The sequence below is a fragment of the Streptomyces sp. NPDC050211 genome, assembly GCF_040656035.1.
Classification (GTDB): domain Bacteria; phylum Actinomycetota; class Actinomycetes; order Streptomycetales; family Streptomycetaceae; genus Streptomyces.
In genome coordinates this window covers 20366-42649 of sequence record NZ_JBFALC010000010.1, presented here as the reverse complement: position 1 = coordinate 42649, position 22284 = coordinate 20366, and the positions used below count along the sequence as shown (strand labels likewise).

14 protein-coding genes and 2 pseudogenes are annotated in these 22284 nt (G+C 68.8%); 13 read left to right on the top strand and 3 right to left on the bottom strand.

Features of this window, described 5'->3' with window-relative positions:
- Positions 1-251: 251 nt before the first annotated feature.
- The 7 genes and pseudogenes from AB0I98_RS13005 to AB0I98_RS12975 all read left to right on the top strand — a co-directional run.
- Positions 252-1060: pseudogene (locus AB0I98_RS13005) on the top strand (LacI family DNA-binding transcriptional regulator); the annotation flags it as partial.
- A 363-nt stretch (positions 1061-1423) separates the two neighbouring features.
- Positions 1424-2806 (top strand): substrate-binding domain-containing protein, encoded by a 1383-nt coding sequence (locus AB0I98_RS13000; RefSeq protein WP_362939634.1) that lies wholly within the window; start codon positions 1424-1426, stop codon positions 2804-2806.
- 1 nt (position 2807) lies between these two features.
- Positions 2808-3734 carry a sugar ABC transporter permease gene (locus tag AB0I98_RS12995; RefSeq protein WP_362939631.1) on the top strand — a complete coding sequence of 309 codons (927 nt, stop codon included), beginning with the start codon at positions 2808-2810 and terminating at the stop codon, positions 3732-3734.
- A complete protein-coding gene (locus tag AB0I98_RS12990; RefSeq protein ID WP_362939628.1) occupies positions 3731-4663 on the top strand; it encodes a carbohydrate ABC transporter permease in 933 nt (310 codons plus the stop codon). Before AB0I98_RS12995 ends, AB0I98_RS12990 begins: the two co-directional genes overlap by 4 nt.
- A gap of 62 nt (positions 4664-4725) precedes the next feature.
- A pseudogene (locus AB0I98_RS12985) lies at positions 4726-6525 on the top strand (RICIN domain-containing protein); the annotation flags it as partial.
- Positions 6526-7018: 493 nt separating this feature from the next.
- Positions 7019-7738: a DUF6152 family protein gene (locus AB0I98_RS12980; RefSeq protein WP_362939625.1), complete on the top strand. Its 720-nt coding sequence runs from the start codon at positions 7019-7021 to the stop codon at positions 7736-7738.
- The gene (locus tag AB0I98_RS12975) at positions 7735-8232 is read left to right on the top strand and encodes a hypothetical protein (protein ID WP_362939622.1); all 498 of its coding nucleotides are present in this window, start codon (positions 7735-7737) and stop codon (positions 8230-8232) included. Before AB0I98_RS12980 ends, AB0I98_RS12975 begins: the two co-directional genes overlap by 4 nt.
- Before the next feature lie 357 nt (positions 8233-8589).
- Here the strand turns inward: AB0I98_RS12975 and AB0I98_RS12970 are convergent, their stop codons facing one another.
- On the bottom strand, positions 8590-11391 hold the full coding sequence (locus tag AB0I98_RS12970; RefSeq protein WP_362939619.1) for a glycoside hydrolase family 78 protein: 2802 nt from the start codon (positions 11389-11391) through the stop codon (positions 8590-8592).
- A gap of 212 nt (positions 11392-11603) precedes the next feature.
- Positions 11604-12644 (bottom strand): LacI family DNA-binding transcriptional regulator, encoded by a 1041-nt coding sequence (locus AB0I98_RS12965; protein WP_362939616.1) that lies wholly within the window; start codon positions 12642-12644, stop codon positions 11604-11606.
- A 320-nt stretch (positions 12645-12964) separates the two neighbouring features.
- Between AB0I98_RS12965 and AB0I98_RS12960 the strand changes: the two genes are divergently transcribed.
- The 5 genes from AB0I98_RS12960 to AB0I98_RS12940 all read left to right on the top strand — a co-directional run bounded on the left by AB0I98_RS12960 (position 12965) and on the right by AB0I98_RS12940 (position 19827).
- Positions 12965-14290, top strand: a complete 1326-nt coding sequence (locus AB0I98_RS12960; RefSeq protein WP_362939613.1) for an extracellular solute-binding protein — start codon at positions 12965-12967, stop codon at positions 14288-14290.
- 65 nt (positions 14291-14355) lie between these two features.
- Entirely contained in the window at positions 14356-15288 is a 933-nt protein-coding gene (locus AB0I98_RS12955; RefSeq protein ID WP_362939610.1) for a sugar ABC transporter permease, read from the top strand.
- Positions 15285-16112 (top strand): carbohydrate ABC transporter permease, encoded by an 828-nt coding sequence (locus AB0I98_RS12950; protein ID WP_362939607.1) that lies wholly within the window; start codon positions 15285-15287, stop codon positions 16110-16112. The genes AB0I98_RS12955 and AB0I98_RS12950 overlap by 4 nt, the downstream gene beginning before the upstream one ends.
- 378 nt (positions 16113-16490) lie before the next feature.
- Positions 16491-17921: a family 43 glycosylhydrolase gene (locus AB0I98_RS12945; protein WP_362939604.1), complete on the top strand. Its 1431-nt coding sequence runs from the start codon at positions 16491-16493 to the stop codon at positions 17919-17921.
- A gap of 388 nt (positions 17922-18309) precedes the next feature.
- Positions 18310-19827 (top strand): FGGY-family carbohydrate kinase, encoded by a 1518-nt coding sequence (locus tag AB0I98_RS12940; protein WP_362939601.1) that lies wholly within the window; start codon positions 18310-18312, stop codon positions 19825-19827.
- Between the two features lie 415 nt (positions 19828-20242).
- Here AB0I98_RS12940 and AB0I98_RS12935 read toward each other — a convergent pair whose 3' ends face one another.
- Entirely contained in the window at positions 20243-20647 is a 405-nt protein-coding gene (locus AB0I98_RS12935) for a hypothetical protein (protein WP_362939598.1), read from the bottom strand.
- Positions 20648-20913: 266 nt separating this feature from the next.
- Here AB0I98_RS12935 and AB0I98_RS12930 point away from each other — a divergent pair, with 266 nt between their 5' ends.
- Positions 20914-22263, top strand: coding sequence for a sugar ABC transporter substrate-binding protein (locus AB0I98_RS12930; protein WP_362939595.1), 1350 nt, complete (start codon positions 20914-20916; stop codon positions 22261-22263).
- Positions 22264-22284: the final 21 nt, after the last annotated feature.

The window sequence follows — 22284 nt, the reverse complement described above, 5'->3', positions numbered from 1 at the left end:
GGTGTCGGGCGACGCCCTGGCTGCGGCGCAAAACTGCTTCTGACCAGCGCATCCGCACCTCCGAAGTGTCGCTTGTCGCCGAGAAAAGTCCCGCAGGAGGGGAGTGGTGCTGTGCGTTCTATTGACGCGTTCCCCTCCGGCTGCGTAGATATGACCGCGCGGTCAGTGACCGCGCGGTCATACAGTCGATCTCGCCTGATGCAGGCATACGCCGTCGGGAGACTTCATGGCACGAGTAGTGAGACGGAGCGCGTGTCCTCAACAACGAGCCCTACGTCTCCGACGACGTACGGCGTCGCGTCATCGAAGCCGCCGAGGAACTCGGCTACCGGCTGAACAACGCGGCTCGAACACTGGCGTCCGGACGAACACGTTCCATCGGTGTGGTCGCTCTGGGGACGGCCGGGTACGGACCCGCCTCATTGCAGGTGGCCATCGAGAAAGCCGTCCGGCACTCCGGTTACGCACTCCGAGTGGTCACCACACTGGATGGCGAAGCGGACGATATCGCCCGAGCCGTGGACTCCCTCCTGGAGGAGGGCGTGGACGGCATCACCGTCTCCGTACCCATCGTGGAAGGCGAGGTTCCGGCCAGAGCCGATGTGCCGGTCCTCTCCTGGGCGCACCGCCGGCCTTCACCTCGGCCCGGACCGTGACGGTGGGTGCAGGCGCCTATGGACTGGCGCGGGTGGCCACCGATCACCTGCTGTATGCCTCCAAGGACCTGATCGAGGGGGACTGGTTACCCACCTACGGATGCACGGCAGGCCGCGAGCTGGTTGCCGACAGCTCCGTGATCCCCGTGTGCCGGAGGACATCAGCGTCGTAGATTCGACGGCAACCCCGTCTTCGCCTACGTCACTCCTGCCCTGACCACCGTGCGGAGCCGGAGACCGACCTGCCTCCGGCGAGTGAGCCGCCGGTCGAACTCGTCGTCCGTGCTTCGACCGCACGCCCGCCGACCAGGAAGGCACCGGCACGCGGGCGGCGCACAGCCTCCCGCTCGAACGGCTCGGCACACGCACCCCCGATCGGGGACGAACCGCCCACCACCGACTGACGGCACTCATCGGCCCTAGGGCTTGTGTCGGAAGTGGGCGCCTGCCGGGCGACGCCTGGCACGCTCCCCACTGCCTTTGAGGCGTGGGAGGTGCCCCCACTCGCCGCACCAACACAGTCATCAGCTTCCCCCACTCTCGGCCTCGCTCGCCCGAGCGGCACCCGCTCACTTCCGCTGTACGGCACGTGACACGCGTGCCGGTCACAGATCGCGCGACGCAGACACGCAGACCCGAACATGGCGACCCCGATGCCCTGGTAGCGACGTCCGCGCCTCACCCCTCCTCACCCCTTCTCCCTACCCACCCCTGCGACGCGCCCTCGCAAGGCGCTCCGTTTCACTGCCCCTCGGCGGGAGTTCACCATGCCTCGATCCTTCGTTCCCACGTCCTCCATGAGCCGTCGGCGGTTCCTCGCCGCGACCGGCGCGGTGTCCCTCGGCGCCGCGCTCGCCGCGTGCAGCGGTGACAGCGACTCCGGTTCCTCCTCCGCCGAGCCGGTGAGTCAGGCCGAGATCGACAAGGCGATGAAGACGCCGACCGAGCTGACGTTCTGGACCTGGGTCCCGGACATCCAGCAGGAGGTCGCGCTCTTCGAGAAGAAGTACCCCGCGATCAAGGTCAAGGTCGTCAACGCCGGCCAGGGCGTCGCCCACTACACCAAGCTGCGCACCGCACTGAAGGCCGGAACCGGCGCACCGGACATGGTGCAGATCGAGTACCAGGCGATCCCCACCTTCACGATCACCAACAGCCTGCTGAACCTTGCCCCGTACGGCGCCACGGCGCTGAAGGAGCAGTTCGTCGACTGGACTTGGGGACAGGTCAGCGGACCGGGCGGCGAGGTCTGGGCGATACCCCAGGACACCGGACCCATGGGGATGCTCTACCGCAAGGACATCTTCGACAAGCACGGCATCCAAGTGCCCACGACCTGGGACGAGTTCGCGGCCGCCGCACGCAAGCTCCACAAGGCCGACCCGGACGTCTACCTGACCAACCTCGCGGCGAACGAACCCGCCGCCTGGCACGGCCTGTTGTGGCAGGCGGGCGCCAAGCCGTATGCGATCTCGGGCAAGAGCAATCTCTCCATCAGCGTCGACGACGCCGTCTCCAAGAAGCTCGGCGAGTACTGGGGCGGGCTCGCGAAGGAAGGCGTCATCAGCACCGACCCGGACTTCGCCGACCCCTGGTACGCCGGGTTCAACAAGGGCAAGTACGCCACCTGGCTCACCGCGGCCTGGGGCCCGTCCTTCCTGTCCGGCTCGGCCAAGTCCACCTCGGGCAACTGGCGGGCGGCGCCGCTGCCGCAGTGGGACGCCGCCAAGCCGGTCTCCGGCAACTGGGGCGGCTCCACGACCGCGGTCACCGCGGCCACCAGGAACAAGATCGCGGCGGCGCAGTTCGCCCAGTTCCTCAACAGCGACCCGGCCAGCGCCAAGATGTTCGCCACCCAGCAGTTCTTCTTCCCGGCGACCAAGGCCCTGCTCGCCGACGCGAGTGTCACCGGCAGCGCGCCCGAGTTCTACGGCGGCCAGAAGGTCAACCAGATCTTCGCCGACATCAGTGAGACGGTCTCGCCCGAGTTCCAGTGGCCGCCGTTCCTCGACCAGGCGGTGACCGACTGGACCGAGACCGTCGGCAAGTCCCTCGCCGACAAGTCCGACACCGTCGCCGCGCTCGGCACGTGGCAGTCCCGGCTCACGGCGTACGCCAAGAAGCAGGGCTTCACGGTCGAGGGGACCTGAGATGGCTGCCACGACCGCGGCCTACGCCAGGACGTCGCGCCGAGATGGGCCGTCGGCGGGGGGGCGGGGCGGCGCGGGGGGGCCGCGGGTGGTAGCCCCGTTCCTGATCCTCTTCCTTCTGTTGTTTCTTGCCCCGCTCGGTTACGCCGCCTACCTGAGCCTCTTCCAGGAACAGCTCATCGGTGGCACCGTCTTCGTCGGCCTGGACAACTACGTCACCGCCCTCAAGGACCCGCAACTCCTCCACGGTGTCGGACGTGTGGCCCTGTTCTTCGTGATCCAGGTGCCGCTGATGCTGCTGCTGGCCCTGCTGTTCGCGCTCGCGCTGGACAGCGGCCTGCTGCGCCTTGCCCGCGTGATCCGGCTCGGCATCTTCGTGCCGTACGCGGTCCCGAGCGTGGTCGCCGCGCTCATGTGGGGCTACCTGTACGGCCCCGACTTCGGCCCGTTTGCCCAGCTGAGCCGCAATCTCGACCTGCCGGCCCCGCAGTTCCTCAGCGAGAGCTGGATGCTGGGCAGCCTGGCGAACATCGTGACCTGGGAGTTCGTCGGCTACAACATGATCATCCTGTACGCGGCCCTGCGGACCATCCCGCACGACCTGTACGAGGCTGCCGCCATGGACGGCGCGGGAGCCTGGCGCATCGCCTGGTCGATCAAGCTCCCCGCGTTGCGGCCCGCTCTTCTGCTCACCCTGCTGTTCTCGGTGATCGGCAGCTTCCAGCTGTTCAACGAACCGAGCCTGCTGATGAAGATCGCCCCCGACGTCATCAGCAGCTCTTACACCGCCAACCTCTACGCCTACTCCCTCGCCTTCACCGGCCAGCAGGTCAACTACGCGGCCACGGTGTCCTTCCTCCTGGGCCTGGTCATCGTCATCGCCTCCTACGCCGTGCTGCTCACCGCGAACCGAAGGAGGGAAAAGTGACGACCACCATGCCGAAGGCCACGACCGCACCGGCCGACGGCCCGGCCCCCACCGCACCGAAGCGGCGCCGGTCCGCAGCTCCCCGCCGCAGCACCCCGCTGACGATCGCCATGCTGGCGGCCCTGGCGTACTTCCTCCTCCCGCTGTTCTGGCTGCTGGTCGCCTCGACCAAGAACACACAGGACCTGTTCAACAGCTTCGGCCTGTGGTTCTCCGGCGCCCCGCAGCTGCTGGACAACATCAGCCAGACCTTCACCCAGGACGACGGCGTCTTCGTCGACTGGCTGCTCAACACCGCCGTGTACGCCGTCGTCAGCGCGGTCGGCGCGGCGATGATCGCGGCCGCCGCCGGCTACGGCTTCGCCAAGTTCCGCTTCCGCGGCGACCGGGCCGCGTTCAACCTCGTACTCGGCGCCATCATGGTCCCGGCCACCGCGCTGGCGATCCCGACCTATCTGCTGTTCGCCGAGGTCGGCCTGGTCAACACCCCGTGGGCGATCATCCTGCCCTCCCTCGTCAACCCCTTCGGCCTCTACCTCATGCGCGTCTACGCGGCCGACGCGGTCCCGGACAGCCTCCTCGAGGCGGCCCGTATCGACGGGGCGGGGGAGGGGCTGATCTTCTTCCGGATCGCCCTGAGGCTGCTGGCCCCCGGCCTGGTGACCGTCCTGCTCTTCACGCTCGTGGCGACCTGGAACAACTACTTCCTGCCGCTGATCATGCTCAGCGATCCGAACCTGTACCCCATCACGGTCGGCCTCTCCTCCTGGGCCGCCCAGGCGCAGAACGGCGGGGCCGGCGCCAGCAGCGACATGCTCCCGCTCGTCGTGACCGGCTCCATGATCTCCATCGTGCCGCTCGTCATCGCCTTCCTCATGCTCCAGCGCTACTGGCAGAGCGGTCTGGCCACCGGAAGCGTCAAGCAGTAACGCCCCCTGATCGACGACTTCGCCCGAACCATCACCCCTGGTCATCCCTCAGAGGAGAGGCAATGCAGACAAGAAGACTTGGCAAGGCGCTGGGAACCTTCGTCGCGGGTTCAGCGATGCTGGGCCTGACCATGAGCAGCGCGCAGGCGTACAACCCGACGGGCGGGATCCTGTACCAGCTCGGAAATGAACCGTGCCTGAAAGGGCGGGGCAACTGCGCGATCTACGTCAAGTCGGCGCAGCTGCCGGGCGGACGTCTCGTCGCGGCATACGAGAAGGCCACGGTCGTCCCGGAGACGGGAAGCGCCGACCGAGAGACGATACCGGTCCACAAGAGCGACGACTACGGAACGTCGTGGCAGCCGCTGTCGGAGGTCAAGGCTCCGGCGTATCTCTCCAGTGACCCCAAGTACGCGAAGTACAAGAGCAACTGGGGAGCGCCCTTTCTCTACACGCTTCCGCAGGACGTCGGCGACCTGAAGAAGGGCACGCTGCTCCTCGCGAGCGTCGTGACGGGCGACGACCACTACTACCTCGAGCACAAGGCGGCCGACCCGAACTGGACGCCGTCCAACGACGGAGACCGCAGTGACATGGCGCTCGCCCTCTACTCCAGCACGGACGAAGGCGAGAGCTGGAAGGTCCTCAACGTCATCGCGACGGGCGGCTGGCAGGGCGGCAGCGCGGGCGCGGTCGGCAAGAACGTCGCCAACGCGAACACGTACAAGCAGGTGGATCCCCTCTGGGAGCCGTACCTGATGGTCCACGACGGCCAACTCGTCTGCTACTACTCCGACGAGAACGACTACCTCGGCTTCGACCCGGTCACCGGTGTGCCGAAGCTGGATCCGGACAACGACACCGCCCCGGACTCGCACGGCCAGATCCTCGTCCACAAGACCTGGAACGGCCGCAGCGCGCAGTGGAGCGAGCCCGTCGTCGACGTCGCCGGCCTGACCCAGGACATGGGAGGCGGCAAAACGCAGATCGGAGGCGGCCGGCCGGGCATGACGACCGTCGTCCCGACGACGGACGGCAAGTGGCTTCTCCCGTACGAGTATTGGGGCGGCGGAACCAACACCCGGTACGTGATCGCCGACGACCCGCTGCAGTTCTACCGCGGCTCCACGGACGCTCCCGTCACCTCACTGCCGGTCGACGCCGGTTCCCGCCCTCTCGCGACGGGCGGCAGCCCGGTCGTCATCAACCTCCCCGACGGGCGCCTGGTGTACAACGCCGCCGGCAGTGGCAACGTCTGGGTCAACGAGAGAGGACGCAGCGACGGCGTGTGGAAGGAGTACCAGACGAATGCGCCTGCCTCCTACACCCGCAATCTGCAGTACGTCGAGGGCACCGGCCGCATCTCGATCCTCAACCACCAGGGCACCTCGACGATCCGGTACTCCGAGGTCGACCAAGGCCGCTCGGACGGCGCCTACTACCAGCTCGTGAACCGTAAGACCGGCGAGGTCATCGGCACCGGCGGCAAGACCAACGACGCCAACATCGGCAACGGGGACGTTCCCGACGTCCGCCTGGAGGACGCCGGTTCGGCGGCGAACAAGGACACCCAGTACTGGCACGTGGTTGCCGCGCCGAAGGGCGGCACGACGCTGCTGAACAAGTCCGGCGGCCGTATGGCAGGCATCTGGACCGGGAACGCGACGGTCGGCCAGAGGATCGGCCAGTGGGTCGACAACAGCCCTACGGGCGTCTGGAACCTCATCAAGACCGCCGACGGGCACTACAAGTTCCAGGCTGCCAGGAACACCAACGTGTACTTGACCGGCGCATCCGCCGGTGCGCCGCTGACCCTGCAGAACGCGGTCGCGGACGGCTCGCAGGAGTGGCAGCTCGTCCAGCAGGCGCCGACCTCCGCGGACTTGACGAAGGACAGGCGGTCGAAGCGCCTGACCGCGAGCAGCGTCGGGAGGAACGCCACCCTGTCGCTGAACGCCGCCACCTCGGACCCCGCGGGCACGGCCCTGCACGCCAACACGACGGGCCACGCCTACGCGTTCGCAGCCAACGGGAAGGCCACCGACCTCGGTCCGGTCTCCTTCGACGAGGACCAGATGGGCAGCGTGACGCTTCCGGCGACGATCGCCGGCGGGAGGAAGATCAAGATCGCCGTGGTCTTCGACGACACACCGCTGTTGTGGGACGCGACCACCGTGCGGCCCGCCCCCACCGAACGCTAACCGGTGGCTTGGGGTGAGCCGACTCGTCGGCTCACCCCAACCTCAGCGGTGCAGTGCCCTCATCCTGGGAGAAAATTGACCCTCCTTTGCTGGGCGCTTGTTGAGGTTCACTGGCCGCGGCACATCCCAAGACCTCTCGAAGGAACGGCTCGGCATGCACTTCAACCCGATGGCCGCCCCCGCGGCTCGTCAGAGCGCCCGTCTCGTCAGGCTGGCGGCCGCGTCCGTGGTCTCCGCGGCGATACTCACCTTGTTCTCGGCGGGCGCCGCGCAGGCGCATCACGGGTTCGACGACTTCGACACCGATCGCCTCTACTACATAGCGGGTACCGTCTCGCAGGTCCGCTGGGGCGACCCGCACTCCTACTTCACCGTGACCGTCGACGGAGATCTCCCCGCTGACACCCCCGAGCGCGATCTGCCCGAGGGACTGCGCGACGCCCCCGACAGCGACCCGATCAACGCCGCACCGTCCTTCAGCGGGTCTCACGACGAGCTGGAGGTCACCATCGCGCCGCCGGGCTTCACGGGGATGTGGGGCCTGGACCGCGAACTCGAAGACGGCGAGCGGATCGAAGCCGTCGGTTACGTCGGCTGGAGTCACACCGACGAGTTCCGTCCGGTCGTGTTCTGGTACGAAGAGGGCAAGCCCGTCAACCAGGTGCTCAACGAGGAACTCCCGGCGACGCCGCTGCCGGTCCCGTATCCGGAGGGCGACGGGGCGTCCGCCGACGCCGACCAGGACTCCCCGTCGGCCGCAGCGGACTCCGAGGGCACGTCACCGACCGTGGTGTGGGCCACGCTCGGTGGCGTCCTGGTCGCCGGCATCGCAGGTGGAGTCTTCTACCTGCGTCGACGCTCGTCCCGGGCGTGACGGCCGTCGTCATGGACAGTGTCTTCTCCTGGCTGGAGGACAGTTGGTTCGCCGAGGCCGTCCGTGGCACGGCCTACCTCTACCCGGTGCTCGAAAGCGTCCACATCATCGGCATCGCCCTCCTCATCGGCCCGGCCGCAGCATTCGATCTTCGGCTGCTGGGGCTCGGGCGGCGGACACTGCGGGTGACGACCGCGGCCCACCACCTGCTCCGCCTGTCACACCTCGGCTTCGTGATCGCGGCGGTCACCGGCGTGGCCATGTTCGTGCCCGGCGCCGGCCTCATCGCCGACCGCGGCAGCGCTCCGTGGAAGCTCGGCCTCATCCTGCTCGCAGGACTGAACATCCTGATCTTCCATCGGCGGACCTACCGCAACGTGGCCGACTGGGACATGGAGCAGCCGACGCCTGTCGCAGCCCGGTTCGCCGCGGTCGTCTCCCTCACCTCGTGGTCGGGAGTCACGATCGCGGGCAGGCTCCTGGCCTACACCTGACGCCGCCACAGCGGCACGCCGCACCGCGACCGCCCTCAGGTTCGAACGGCTCACGGGGGCGTTCGTCACACGCCAGGCCCATCCCGTCGCCGTAGCTCCCGGGCGGCGCAGGGGTCTGGAAGACGGTGCCGCAGTCCTGGCATGTCCGGCGCCGCAGATCGGCCCGGCGCCGCGCGTCCCGGTCCCCGGTACACGCCGCACATCCCCCGTCGTGGACGGGGGTGAACTTGCCTGCGGAGCGGGCCTGTTCCAGAGCGGTCGCGCCGGGGAAGGCGCCGGGCGTGCCCTTGGCGATCAGCCGCTCTGTGCCGGGCGACTTCCTTGCGGCGTCGAGGCGCGCAGTGCGCGCTACAGACGTCAGTCCGCTGTGCCGCTCAGCAGTGCTTCGAGCTCGGTGGCGGCGTTGGCTCCGTCTTCGAGGAGGACCCTGTTCAGCAGGGCGGGCAGTCGGCGGGCCGGTAGGCCCAGGAAGGGGCCCAGTCGCCGGGCCACTTCTGCCGAGTCGCTGCCCAGGCCGTGCCGGGACAGGACGCCGGCCGTCTGCTCCCAGAGCCGGGCGTCGTCCATCAGGTCCCGCACAGTGGCTACATCGGACGATGCCGAGGCGGGGCAGGGATCCTCGGTGGTCCAGGTGTGTGTGCCGTGAGCCACGGTCACCGGCGGCTGCCCGGAACCGGGCAGGTGGACGGTGGCCCGTGCCCCCACGGGCACGACCACCTTCAGGTGGAAGCGGCCGTCCTCGCGCCGCCAGCCCACCGACGCCTCGCCGTACGGGGTGAGATGCACGGCCGCGGCGTGGGTGAGCGACCGGTGTGGCAGTGGGCGCACGGTGATGTCCCGGTAGCCGGGCGCGGCGGGGGCCAGTCCGGCCACGGTGCGGTGCATCCAGTCGGCGACGGCTCCCAGCGCGTAGTGGTTGAAGGAGGTCATCTGGCCGGGGTTGACCGTGCCGTCGGGCAGCATGCTGTCCCAGCGTTCCCAGACGGTGGTGGCGCCCATCGTCACGGGATACAGCCAGGAGGGGCAGCCCTTCTCCTGCAGCAGCCGGTGGGCGAGGCCCGGGTGGCCGGCGGCGGTGAGCGCGTCCGTCATCAGCGGCGTACCGACGAATCCGGTGGCGATCCTGAAGCCGTTCGTGCGGACGAGGTCGGCGAGCCGGTGTCCGGCGGCCTCGCGCTGCTGGGGGGAGGTCGGCAGGTCCCATTGCAGGGCCATGGCGTATGCGGTCGGCGAGTCGCCCAGGATCCGGCCCGCCGGGGTGACGAACGCGCGGGCGAATGCCTCCCGGGTCCGCTCGGCGAGCGCGGAGTACCGAGCGGCCTCCTCGGAGCGGTCCAGTACCTCCGCGGTGCGGGCGACGATGTCCGCGCACCGGACCAGGCACGCGGTGGCGACGACGTCCGCGGGAGTGCGGGCGGCGAACGGGTCGTCGGGCGGTGCGGTGGGGTCGAGCCAGTCGCCGAACTGGAAGCCGCCCGCCCACACGCCGTCGGTGGTGAGCGAGGTGATCTTGTCGACCCAGGCGCGGGCGCTGGTGAACTGTCGCTCCAGGATGCCGCGGTCGGCGTACCGCTCATACAGCACCCAGGGCACCACCGGCGCCGCGTCGCCCCAGGCCGCCGCGGTCGGGGCCGCGTTGTCCAGGACGTCGGGGATCACCCAGGGCACCGCGCCGTCGGGATGCTGGTCGGAGGCGAGGTCGGCGAGCCAGGAGGACAGGAAGCCCGCGGTGTCGAAGAGGAAGGCGGCGGTGGGGGAGAAGACCTGGATGTCGCCGGTCCAGCCGAGCCGCTCGTCGCGCTGCGGGCAGTCCGTCGGTATGTCCAGGAAGTTGCCCCGCGTGCCGCGGACGACGTTCTCGTGGAACTGCTCCAGGTCCGGGTCCGAGCAGGAGAACCAGCCGGTGCGGCGCAGGTCGCTGGCCACCACCACGGCCTGCAGATCCTCCGCCTCCAAGCCGGGTACACCGGTGACCTCGGCGTACCGGAAGCCGTGGAATGTCAGCGAGGGTTCGAGGACGGTCTCCGCACCGTCGGCCAGGAGGTAGGTGTCGGTGGCGTCGGCCGTGCGCAGCGGCCTGGTGCACAGCTCCTCGTCCTCCAGGACCTCCGCATGCCGGACGGTGACCTCCGTGCCGGCCGCGGTGTCGCGCAGGCGCAGCCGGACCCAGCCCACGACGTTCTGCCCGAAGTCGACGAGCGTACGGCCGGACGGCGACTGCCAGACCTTCAGGGCCGGTAGCACCTCGATGACCCGCACGGGCGGGCCCTCCGGGGCGACGAGCCGGGCCAGGTCCGCCTCCTCCTCGGACAGCACATCCACCGGTCCGTCGGCCGCGCCCGGCGTGAACCGCAGGTCGGTGCGCTGACCCTGGTAGAGATCGTCAGCGACGATGCCGGTGTCCCGGGCCCGCCACTCCTCGTCGGTGCCGAAGACCTCCACCGAGCCGTCGGCATAGCGCACCTCCAACTGCGCGAGCAGGGCCAACCGGTCGCCGTAGAGCGCGCGGTCACCCCACCAGCCGAGGTGGCCGCGGTACCAGCCGTTGCCGAGCACGACCGAGACGGTGTTCTCACCCTCCCTGAGCAGCGCGGTGACGTCGTGGGTCTGGTAGCGCAGCCGGTGGCGGTAGCTGGTCCAGCCCGGGGCGAGGACCTCGTCGCCGACCCGGGCGCCGTTCAGGGACGCGGCGTAGACACCGTGAGCGGTGGCGTACAGACGAGCGGAGACCATGTCCGCCCGCAGCACGACCGTCCGTACGAGTTCCGGAGCAGGCGCGTCCAAGGCGCCATGATGGCGGGGCGTGATGAACCGAGCGGTCCAGTCGTCGGGGTGCAGCAGTCCTGTCTCCACGGTGGCGGGTGCGCTCCAGTCGCTCCAGCGCGTTCCAGAGGCCACCCGGATCCGGATGCTTGACCGGCCGCGTGAGGGGAGGGGCGCGAACGGCCAGGGGACGAGCACCTGTTCGGCCGACTCGACCCGTACCGTCGTGGCGCCGTCCAGCTCCACCTCGTACGCCGTCTGCCGCCAGGCGGGGTCATCGGTGCGGACCTGCCAGGACAGACGGGGTTCCGGGGTACCAACGCCGAGCGCGTCCTCCCGGTGCTCGAACCGGATGGCGACCACCGTGGTGTCGGGTTCCGGACGCTCAAGGCTCATGCCAGCTCTCGTTCCCAGTTGTATGCATCGTTCTACGTTTGAAACGACTCAACCCTGAGCGGAGATGTCCGGCGCGTCAAGGGGAAACGACAGGAAATTCCAAGGGGAGCGACGGGAGGTTCCCAGCGGGCGGACGCCCGGCCGCCCCGACGTCGGTCCGGTGTTCGTCCGGCGTGGATCCGCCCGCCACGCGGTGGGGGCGTGGCGGTTGATCAGGCGCCGGGCGGTGCCGTGCTGCCGCGCGTCACCAGGTGAGGTGTCGACGCCATGACGACAGCGCGGTCACGCCGCTTCTCGATGCGCTCCAGCAGCAGCCGGGCCGCGGTCTCGCCCATCATGGCGCCCGCCTGGTCGACGCTGGTCAGGCTCACGGGGGCGAGGGCGGCGACGGAGGTGTTGTTGTATCCGGCGAGCGAGAGGTCGCCGGGGATGCGCAGGCCGAGCTCGGCGGCGGCCCGGAAGACGCCGGTCGCGGCGACGTCCGCGCCGGCGAAGATCGCGGTGGGCGGGCGGGTGGAGGTGAGCAGTTCCATGGCGCCGCGGTAGCCGCCCTCGTCCGAGTACCCGGAGCGCACCACCCGGGCCAGGTCCGCCAGGCCGTGCCGGGTCATCGCCGCATGGTAGGCGGCCCTGACGTGGTGCTCGGGCCGCTGCTCCCATCCACTGCCCCGCACCGTCGGATGCGAGATGTGGGCGATGTCCCGGTGCCCCAGGCCGACCAGGTGGTCGATGACCAGGTCGACGCCGGCCCCGTCCTGATTGACGACGCAGTCGTACGCCTGCGAGGGGTCGTGGTGGCCGATCACCACCGTCGGCACCTCGGCGGCGATGCGCACGACCTCCGTGCGGGGAACGGCGGGCGCGATCAGGATCAGGCCGTCCATCTGCCGGTCCACCATGGCGTGGATCAGTTTGGTCTGATCCTCCATCTCGGAGGAGACGCTGGAGCCGATGAACAGCGCGTACTCGGTGTTCCGCAGCTGCGCGTCCACCCCCTCCAGCAGATCGGCGTAGAAGGCGTTGCGGATGCTCGCGAGCAGAACGCCGATCGTGTAGGTGCGGCCCCTCATGCCACGGGCGGCGGCGTGCGGGCGGTAGCCCAGCTCGGCCATGGCCGTCTGCACCCGCTCCCGCATCGTGGGGCTCACCCCGTAGGCGTTGCGCAGCACCTTCGACACGGCGGAGGTGGACACGCCCGCGGTGCGCGCGACGTCGGTGATGGTGACCCTTTTCGAGCCGCCTGCCGATTGCATGGGGTCCCCTCCGTGGTCATGCGCCGCTTGCCCTCTTGGTGTTTCCGGAACGTTACCTGCGGATGGCTTGACGGCTCCGGTCCGTTCGCTTCACCCTGTGGGACAGCTCTTCGTAGAACGTTACACGAAAGGTCCTATGGCGGGGCCCACCGGGTGACTGCGGTAAAGCCGGGTCGCCCGGAGCGTCAGAAGTGGTCGATCGCGCCAGAGGGTCTGGAGGCCACTGTCCAATCGTGATCCAGTGTCCAAGCGTCACTGTCGCGAGGTGCCAAACCCCTGGATTGAAACGATTCATCACGCTCGAAACGAAGGAACTTCCCATGAGGTCAACCACTCGCGCCAAGAGAAGGACGGCCGTTGCGGCTGCCGCCGCTCTGCCGCTCCTGCTCAGCGCGTGCAGCGCCGGCTCTCTCGGCTCGTCCAGCGGGGACGGCAGCGCGACGACGATCAAGCTGCTCGTCGACAACGCGCCCGACAACCTCGAGGCCGCCAAGCGGCTGGCGAAGGACTTCGAGGCCAAGAACCCGACGATCAGGGTCAGCGTGGAGACGCGTCCCGGTGGAGTCGACGGCGACAATCTCATCAAGACGCGGCTGCAGACGGGCAGCATGAGCGACCTCTTCTCGTACAACACCGGTTCGCTGTTCCAGCAGATCGACCCGGCGAAGAACCTCACGCCGCTCACCCAGGACCCGTACGTCAAGAAGCTCGACAAGTCCTTCCTCCCGCAGGTCACGGTCAATGACCAGACGTACGGCGTCCCCTTCGGTTCGGCTCTGGGTGGCGGCGTCCTCTACAACAAGAAGGTCTACGCCAAGCTCGGCCTGAACGTGCCGACGACCTGGGCTCAGTTCATCGACAACAGCAAGAAGATCAAGGCCGCCGGCATCGCCCCGGTCATCCAGACCTACCAGGACACCTGGACGTCGCAGCTCCTCGTGCTGGGCGATTTCCACAACGTGTCCGCCGCGGAACCGGACTTCGCGGAGAAATACACCGCCAACAAGGTCAAGTTCGCGAGCGACGCGAACGCCGTCAAGGGCTTCGAGCGTCTGCAGCAGATCCATGACCTGAAGCTGAAGAACTCCGACTTCGCGTCGGCCACGCTCGTCAAGGGCCTGCAGATGCTGGCCACCGGCAAGGGCGCCCAGTACCCGATGCTCTCCACCGTCATCGGCGCGATCAAGACGAGCAACCCGGACCAGTTGAACGACATCGGCTTCTTCGCCCTGCCCGGAGACGACGCCTCGGCCAACGGCCTGACGGCGTGGTTCCCGAACGCCTTCTACGTCCCGAAGAGCACCACCGGGGACAAGCTCACCGCGGCTCGGAAGTTCCTCGCGTTCGCCGCCAGCCCGGCCGGCTGCACCTCCCAGGCGAAGGCGTCGACGCCGACCGGCCCGTACCTGGTCAAGGGCTGCACCCTGCCGGCGGATGTTCCCACCATCACCAAGGACGTGGCGGCGTACTTCACGAAGGGCGCCCAGAGCCCGGCCCTGGAGTTCCTCTCGCCGGTCAAGGGCCCGAGCCTGGAGCAGATCTCCGTCCAGGTCGGCTCCGGCATCACCAGCGCGAAGACGGGCGCGGCCCAGTACGACAAGGACGTCAAGAAGCAGGCTCAGCAGCTCGGGCTGTCGGGCTGGTAGGGAACGGAACCCAGTGCCCCCCGGCTCCGGCAGGAGCCGGGGAGGCACCCGAGAGAGGTCGATCGATGACCACAGTTGCACCGACCAGGCCACCGACGGCCGAACAGCCGAAAGCGGCGACCAGGGCACGTCGGTCCGCCAAGATGCGCAGCGCCTATCCCACCTGGTTCTACCTGCCCGCCGCGGTGATCTACGGGACGCTGTTCCTGGTCCCGACCTTCGCGTCGTTCTACTTCAGCCTGACCAGGTGGACCATCTCCAAGTCGACCTTCATCGGGCTGGACAACTTCACCGAGTTCTTCCAGGAGACCGCCCTCGTCAAGGGCCTCGTCAACACCTTCCTCTACGCGGTCGTCACCTCGGGCCTCAAAGTGGTCCTCGGCCTCCTCCTGGGAATCCTGCTGACCAGCCAGATCCGCGCCCGCGGCTATCTGCGCTCGGTGGTGTTCTTCCCGGTGCTGGTCAGCACCGTGGGCGTCGGCATCACCTTCACCGCGTTCATGGATCCCTCCACCGGCGCGATCAACAAGGCCCTTTCGACGGTCGGAATCGACGGTCCGGGATGGCTGACGGACCCGTCGTTGGCACTGTTCTCGGTGGCCTTCGTCGACGTCTGGAAAGGCGTCGGCCTGGCCACCGTCATCTACATCGCCGGCATCGTGTCCATCCCGCAGGACTACTACGAGGCGGCGAAGATCGACGGGGCGGGCCCGTGGCAGCTGTTCCGCAACGTCATCCTGCCCTTGAGCTGGCCGGCGACCTCGACCGTCATCATCCTGTCGCTCATTGGCGGCCTGCGGTCCTTCGACCTCATCTGGGCCATGACGCGCGGCGGTCCGGGCTTCAGCTCCGACGTGGTCGCCTCCGTCATCTACAAGCAGTACCAGGCGGGCTTCTACGGCCTGTCGACCGCCGGAAACGTCATCCTCTTCCTGGTCGTGACGGCGATCATCGTCCCGTTGTCCCGCTTCCTGGCCCGCAAGGAGGTGGAGCGATGAAGAACCCCGCCCGTACCTGGCTCGCCGTCCTGTCGGTCGCCGTCAGCGTCGTCGTCTTCGTCGTCCCGTTCGCGTTCATCGTGCTCACGGCCGTGAAGGATCCCCAGCAGGCCGCACAGCTCGACTTCTCCTGGCCGCGCAACTTCCAGCTGGTGGACAACCTCGTCCAGGTGGTGCAGGCCCGGGACTACATCCTCATCATCGCCTTCATCAACAGCGTGGTCCTGACCGTCGCCAGTGTGGCGGTGATGGTGGTCCTCGGGGCGATGGTCGCCTTCGTCCTCCAGCGGCGGGTCACCCGATGGACGGGACTGATCAACTTCCTGGTCCTGTCCGGGCTGATCATCCCGCCGGCGGTGGTGCCGACGATCTGGGTCCTTCAGAAGGCCGGCCTGTTCGGCACGCTCCCCGGGCTGATCCTGGTGGAGATCGCGTTCGGCCTGTCCTTCTCCATCCTGCTGTTCCGCGCCTTCATCGCCACCATCCCGCGTGAACTCGACGAGGCCGCCATCATCGATGGCGCGTCCCCCCTGCGGCTGTTCTTCCGCGTCATCTTCCCGGTGCTGCGGTCGGTGATCGTGACAGTGATCGTCGTGCAGTCGGTGGCGGTCTTCAACGACTTCACCAACCCGCTGTACTTCCTGCCCGGCGAACAGAACGCCACCGTCCAGCTGACGCTGTTCAACTTCCAGAGCCAGTACAGCACCAGCTACAACCTGCTCTTCATGGACATCCTGCTCATCACGGTCCCGCCGCTGATCATGTTCCTGTTCTTCAACCGGCAGATCGTGGCGGGCATGACCGCCGGAGCGGTCAAGGGCTAGGCGCTCCGCTGGAATGCCGGTGATGAACCTGCGGGCCGGTGGGGGCTCGTCGCGCCCACGCGGCGGAGCCGCAAATTGTCGCAGCCCCGCGCCCCTTACGGGGCGTGGCACCGCACCGGACTTCACCAAAGCCGCTTAGCCGAACAGACAGGGACCCCGGCAGCGGCTCGAGCCATGCCGGGTGGACCGGAGCCCGGCCCCACCCCCGTCACTCGGGGCGACACGATCCGGCGGAACCGCCGGTCCGGCCCGCATCCGCGCGCCGTGCCGATCTCCCAGGCTCCACGCGCGTCACAGCACTGCCCGAAACAGCCAACGCCGACGGGGATGATCCCCGCCCCTCCACAGCGACACAAAAGCGACACAAAGGAGTCTCGCATGCACGTCCACAACGCCCCTGGGCCACGTCCCGGCATCGGCGCAAGACGCGGCCGGCCCGCACTCGCAGCGGCCCTGGTCGCCTTCCTGACCGTTCTCGGCCTGGTCACCGCCTCTCCCGCCCAGGCGCTCAGCGGTGACCTCCGCATGCACGACCCGAGCGTCATCAAGGTGGGCAGCTGCCACTACGGCTTCTCCACCGGGTTCGAGAACGACTCGCTCAACCCCAGCGGAGCCATCACCATCCGCAGGACGTGCAACGCCACCGCGGCGTCCGGATGGACAAAGGTGGGCAACGTCTGGGAGTCGACCCCGTCCTGGATCACCGACAAGCTCGGCGCGACCCCGCCGAACATCTGGGCCCCGGACATCAAGCACTTCAACGGCAAGTACCACCTGTACTACGCCGGTTCCCGATGGGGCACCAACTACGCGGTGATGGGCCTCGCCACCGCCACGAACATCGAGGGCCCTTGGACCGACCAGGGCATGGTCACGGACGTCAACTACCCGATCGACGCCAACGTCGACTGGGGACCGGACGGGCGGCTGTACATCTCCTGGGGCTCCTGGACCGGCTCCGGCACCTACATGCACGTCCTGGACCAGTCCACCGGCAAGCTGTCCACCACTGACCACAACCTCTGGCGTATCGCCGTCAACATCGAGAACCCGACGATCATGCTCAACGGCGGCTACTACTACCTCTTCGGGTCCAAGGGCACCTGCTGCAGCGGAATCAACAGCACCTACTACACCGTGGTCGGCCGCTCCACCAGCATCACGGGACCGTACCTCGACCAGAACGGTACGGACATGGCCGCCAACGGCGGCACCACCGTCCTGACCGGCGCTTACCCCAAGGTGGCCGCCGGCGGAGCCGACGCCTACGACGACGGCACGTCCAAGTTCCTCGCCTACCACTACTACGACGGCGACAACTCCGGGCGAGAGACCCTCGACATCCGACAGGTGACCTTCGCGAACGGCTGGCCGGTCATCGCCAGCCCGCTGGGGGCCCCGAACAACCACCTGCTGAACCGGAACAGCGCCAAGTGCGCGGACGTCTGGAGCCTGAGCACGGCGGAGGGGGCGGCGGTCAACTCAGGGAACTGCAACTCCGGCGCCAACCAGCAGTGGGTGCCCAGGGCCGTCGGCTCCAACTACAGGCTGGTCAACGTCAACAGCGGCAAATGCCTGCAGATTTCCGGTGCGTCCAAGGCCGACGGAGCGGTGGCCGTCCAGTCGACGTGCACCGGGGGATCGCACCAGCTGTGGAAGAGGACAGCGGTCATCGGCGGCTACGTCACCTTCACCAACGTGCGCAGCGGCAAGTGCCTTCAGGTCGCCGGCGCGTCGACCGCCAACGGCGCGGCACTGGACCAGTCGACCTGCACCGCCGCCGCGAACCAGCAGTGGATGGTCGTCTGACGCGCGGGACAACCGCCGACCGGCGGGGACTCCGGGCGGGCCGGAGCGCACCTCGGCCTGCCTGGAGTCGACACCTGTTGATGCAAGCCTTGGAGAGCGTGTGCCGACCGGCTACGTGGGACGATCGACCCGGTGGATGGTGGCTTCAGCACGCGAGGAGATCGCAGTGTGCGTTCCAGTCATCGGTGATCGACGCATCCCCTGTCGGGTACATCGACGCCCTGGCAGTGGTGTGCGGCCCGCGCTTCGGACGGGGGCGCGGCGTTGACTGATCGGGAACCAAGGGGTTCCGGCGGGATCAGGACGCTGCGTTCGGCGTGGCTCGTCGCCGAACTCGGCGACCGGCCGTTGCGCCGCCGCGGACAACGCTCGCGGCCTGGGGTGAGCTGTGACGCGTGAACTGGTGCTCGGTGTCGACGCGGGACACGCCGTGACCAAGGCCGTGCTGTACGACGCCACCGGCCGAGCGGTGGCGCGGGGCAGCGGCGTACTACCGCTGAAGACCCCGCAACCCCACTGGGTCGAGCGGGACATGGAAGAGGTGTGGCGGGCGGCGTTCCAGGCCATCGCCGCCTGTCTCGCCGAGGTGGGACCGGACGCGGGCCGAGCCGTCGCCGCGGTGGGGCTGGCCGGGCACGGCGACGGCCTGTACGCCGTCGATGGGCAGGGTCGGCCGGTGCGGGCCGCGATCGTGGCAATGGACACGCGCGCCGAACCGATGCTGGAGGAGTGGCGGGGCACTCCGGTGTGGTCCCGCGCCCTGGAGTTGTCGGGCACGGTGCCCTTCGCTGGTTCCCCTGCGGCCCTGCTGGCCTGGCTCGCCCGCCACGAGCCGGGAGTGCTTCAAGAGGCCCGTTGGCTGCTGTCCTGCAAGGACTGGCTGCGCCTACGGCTGACGGGCGCGGTGGCCACCGATCCCACGGACGCCAGTGCCTCGTTCACCGATGTGCGGCGGGGCGGCTATGTGCCGGAGCTGCTCGACCTGTACGGCCTCGGCGCGCTCGCCGGCCTGTTGCCGCCCGTGCTGGCCTGTGACGCGGTGAGTGGAACCGTCACCCGTGAGGCCGCGGCGCTCACCGGGCTCACCGCCGGAACACCCGTCGTCACGGGCGCCCATGACGTCGATGCCGCCGCGCTCGGGATCGGCGGCACGACGCCGGGCGAACTGTGCCTGATCGCCGGGTCGTTCAGCATCAACCAGGTGATCAGCGACCGCCCCGTCGTCGATCCGCGCTGGCAGGTCCGTCACTTCGTCCGGCCGGGGCAGTGGATGACCATGTCCACCTCGCCCGCGTCGGTGGCGAACCTGGAGTGGTTCCTGCGGATCACGGGCGCGCCGGCCGACCAGCGGTACGGCGTCCACGAGGCGATCGGCCGAGAGGTCGAGGCGTGTCTGGGCGGTCCGTCGGAGGTGTTGTTCCACCCGTTCGTCTACGGCTCCCCGCACCCGCATCCCACGTCCGGGACGTTTCTCGGCCTTCGCGGCTGGCACGGCCGCGGCCACTTGCTGCGGGCCCTGATGGAAGGCGTGGTCCTCAATCACCGCTGGCATGTCGACGCGCTCTGCTCGAAGCTGCCGGTCACCGGGGCGGCGGCCCGGCTGACCGGCGGCGCCGCGCAGAGCCCGGTGTGGAGCCAGATGTTCGCGGATGCCCTGCGACGGCCTGTGGTGGTGACCGACGTGCAGGAGAGCGCCGCTCGGGGAGCGGCCCTGCTCGCCGCCACCGCCGTCGGACTGCTCGACGACGTGACGGACCCGCATGCCGGAGCGGCCGTGCTCAGACGTCACGAACCCCGCCCGGACCGGGCCGCCGTACTCGACGAGGCATATGCGCTGTCCCGGGAGGCGTTGGAGGCTCTCGGGCCGGTCTGGGCCCGCATGGACGCGCCCAAGGCCGACGAGTGAGAACGGAGCGAGTCTCCCGCGGAAGGGATCGACTCAGGGATCACGAGAGATCTCGGCACGGCCCGGACCCTACGCCGGGTCGGCTCGTCGTCGCGGCGGTACGGCGACTGGGAGCCCGCGCGGGTGCAGGGGTCGGCCGCGATTTTCACGACGTAGGACAGCAGCCGGGCGAACTCGCCGGCCCTGAGACCGTCGACGCCTTCGCGGTCAAGCCGGTCGGCGTGGTGCAGGTGGGCGAGTAGTCCGGCGGTGAAGGCGCATCGCGGCCGGCGGCCCAGGCGCCCCAGGAGCCGAACATGATCAGGACGAGCCCCGGCCCCGGACGCGAGCCAGCCCTCGGCCACCGCCTCGGCTGACTCACCGGCGTAGAGCCGGGCCAGGTCCTCGTCGCTCGCTCTCGCCATGTCGGCGCGAGCTACCCACGCAGCGAACCGCTGGAGATGGGCGGCGCGGTCGGTGACCAGGTCCGGCCGCAGGTTCGGTCGAGGGACATCAGCCGCCGGCCCGTCTCGCGGCGCGGCAGCCCGCCACCGCCGGGCAGGGCGGCGAGGTGCTCAGGGCGTAGGCCATGGTCGGCGGGCGGCAGCGTCCGCGTGGCAGGAGTGGACGGCCGGTCCGCCTCGCACAGGTGCGCGCGGGCGATGGCGGTGGGGTGGGCCGTCGACAGCCCATGGGTCAGGCGCGTGCCGGATGCCGCGAGGGGCGCGCAGCGGATCGTCGAAGTGGTCGTCGGAGATGCAGGCGAGCAGCGCCGTGGGGACTCCGAGCCGGCCGGGACCGGCGGCGACGTCGGGTCTGTCTGCGGATTCCGGTCTGGCACTCATGCGGGACTCCTCGGAGACGGTGGTGGAGGCGCCCCGCACCCCCTCGCGAGACAGCCTGACGATAGATTCGCAGAAGTTTTCTCGCAAGATGTGTTAACAACGGCGCAGTCTCCTGATAATAATTCGGCCATCGATATCGCGCCCCACACCCCAGGGCCGCGTCCACCCCCTCCCCAGCCGAGCTCAGTCAACGTCCCGACGAGCGGCGCCGCGGCGGGAGCCCCTACGCAGTTTCCAGACCCACCCGCACGAGAGGTCCCTCATGCGATCCACCAGATACGCCCTCATAGCCGGCGCCGCCGCCACCGCTCTCCTCGCCACCGCCTGTTCCGGAGCCGGAGCCGGCGGCAGCGACAGCGGGGGCAAGAGCATCAACGTCCTGATGGTCGGCAACCCGCAGATGGAGGACATCGCGAAGCTGACCAAGAGCACCTTCACCAAGGACACCGGGATCAAGGTCAACTTCACGATCCTTCCCGAGAACGAGCTGCGCGACAAAGTCACCCAGGACATCGCCACCCAGGCGGGTCAGTACGACGTCGCCACCATCGGCGCCTACGAGGTACCGATCTGGGAGAAGAACGGCTGGCTGCACGAGCTGGGCTCCTACGCCGACAAGGACGCGAGCTTCGACAAGAGCGACCTGCTCAAGCCGATGGTGCAGTCGCTGTCCGGCTCCGACGGCAAGCTGTACGCCATGCCGTTCTACGGCGAGTCCTCGATGCTCATGTACAACAAGGACGTCATGAAGGCGAAGGGCATCACGGTGCCCGAACGGCCGACGTGGCAGCAGATCGCCGACATCGCGGCCAAGGTCGACGGCGCCGAGCCCGGCATGAAGGGCATCTGCCTGCGCGGTCTGGCCGGCTGGGGGGAGCTGGGTGCGCCGCTGACGTCCATGGTCAACACCTTCGGCGGCACCTGGTTCACCAAGGACTGGAAGGCGCAGGTCAACAGCGGCGGCTTCAAGGAAGCCACAAAGTTCTACGTCGACCTGGTCCGCAAGCACGGAGAGTCGGGCGCGCCGCAGGCCGGGTTCACCGAGTGCCTCAACGCGCTGAGCCAGAAGAAGGTCGCGATGTGGTACGACGCGACCAGCGCGGCCGGTTCACTGGAGGACCCCGCCTCCAGCAAGATCGCCGGGAATGTCGGCTACGCCTACGCGCCGACCGTCGAGACCAAGAGCAGCGGCTGGCTGTGGGCCTGGGCCTGGGCCATGCCCAAGACCACCAAGAACGCCGACGCGGCCTCGCAGTTCATGCTGTGGGCCTCCAGCAAGAAGTACGAGCAGCTGGTCGGCGAGAAGCTCGGCTGGTCGCGTGTCCCGGCCGGCAAGCGGGCCAGCACCTACGAGATCCCGCAGTACCAGAAGGCCGCCGGATCGTTCGGTGACATCACCCTGAAGTCCATCGAGCAGGCCGACCCGGCCAACCCCGGCGTCCAGCCCAGGCCGACCGTGGGCATCCAGTACGTGGCCATCCCCGAGTTCCAGGACCTGGGCACCAAGGTCACCCAGGAGATCTCCGCCGCCATCGCCGGCAAGACCAGCGTGGACAAGGCGCTCGACGACGGTCAGAAGCTCGCCGAGGAAGTCGCCAAGAACTACCAGTGACCGTCCCTGCCCGGCCGGCCT

What these genes read in the sequence shown, in the direction of transcription:
- AB0I98_RS12945 (WP_362939604.1), top strand. Translation starts at nt 16,491, where the DNA reads ATGCACGTCCACAACGCCCCTGGGCCACGTCCCGGCATCGGCGCAAGA.
- AB0I98_RS12995 (WP_362939631.1), top strand. Translation starts at nt 2,808, where the DNA reads ATGGCTGCCACGACCGCGGCCTACGCCAGGACGTCGCGCCGAGATGGG.
- AB0I98_RS12980 (WP_362939625.1), top strand. Translation starts at nt 7,019, where the DNA reads ATGCACTTCAACCCGATGGCCGCCCCCGCGGCTCGTCAGAGCGCCCGT.
- AB0I98_RS12960 (WP_362939613.1), top strand. Translation starts at nt 12,965, where the DNA reads ATGAGGTCAACCACTCGCGCCAAGAGAAGGACGGCCGTTGCGGCTGCC.
- AB0I98_RS12970 (WP_362939619.1), bottom strand. Translation starts at nt 11,391, where the DNA reads ATGAGCCTTGAGCGTCCGGAACCCGACACCACGGTGGTCGCCATCCGG.
- AB0I98_RS12950 (WP_362939607.1), top strand. Translation starts at nt 15,285, where the DNA reads ATGAAGAACCCCGCCCGTACCTGGCTCGCCGTCCTGTCGGTCGCCGTC.
- AB0I98_RS12965 (WP_362939616.1), bottom strand. Translation starts at nt 12,644, where the DNA reads ATGCAATCGGCAGGCGGCTCGAAAAGGGTCACCATCACCGACGTCGCG.
- AB0I98_RS12955 (WP_362939610.1), top strand. Translation starts at nt 14,356, where the DNA reads ATGACCACAGTTGCACCGACCAGGCCACCGACGGCCGAACAGCCGAAA.
- AB0I98_RS12930 (WP_362939595.1), top strand. Translation starts at nt 20,914, where the DNA reads ATGCGATCCACCAGATACGCCCTCATAGCCGGCGCCGCCGCCACCGCT.
- AB0I98_RS13000 (WP_362939634.1), top strand. Translation starts at nt 1,424, where the DNA reads ATGCCTCGATCCTTCGTTCCCACGTCCTCCATGAGCCGTCGGCGGTTC.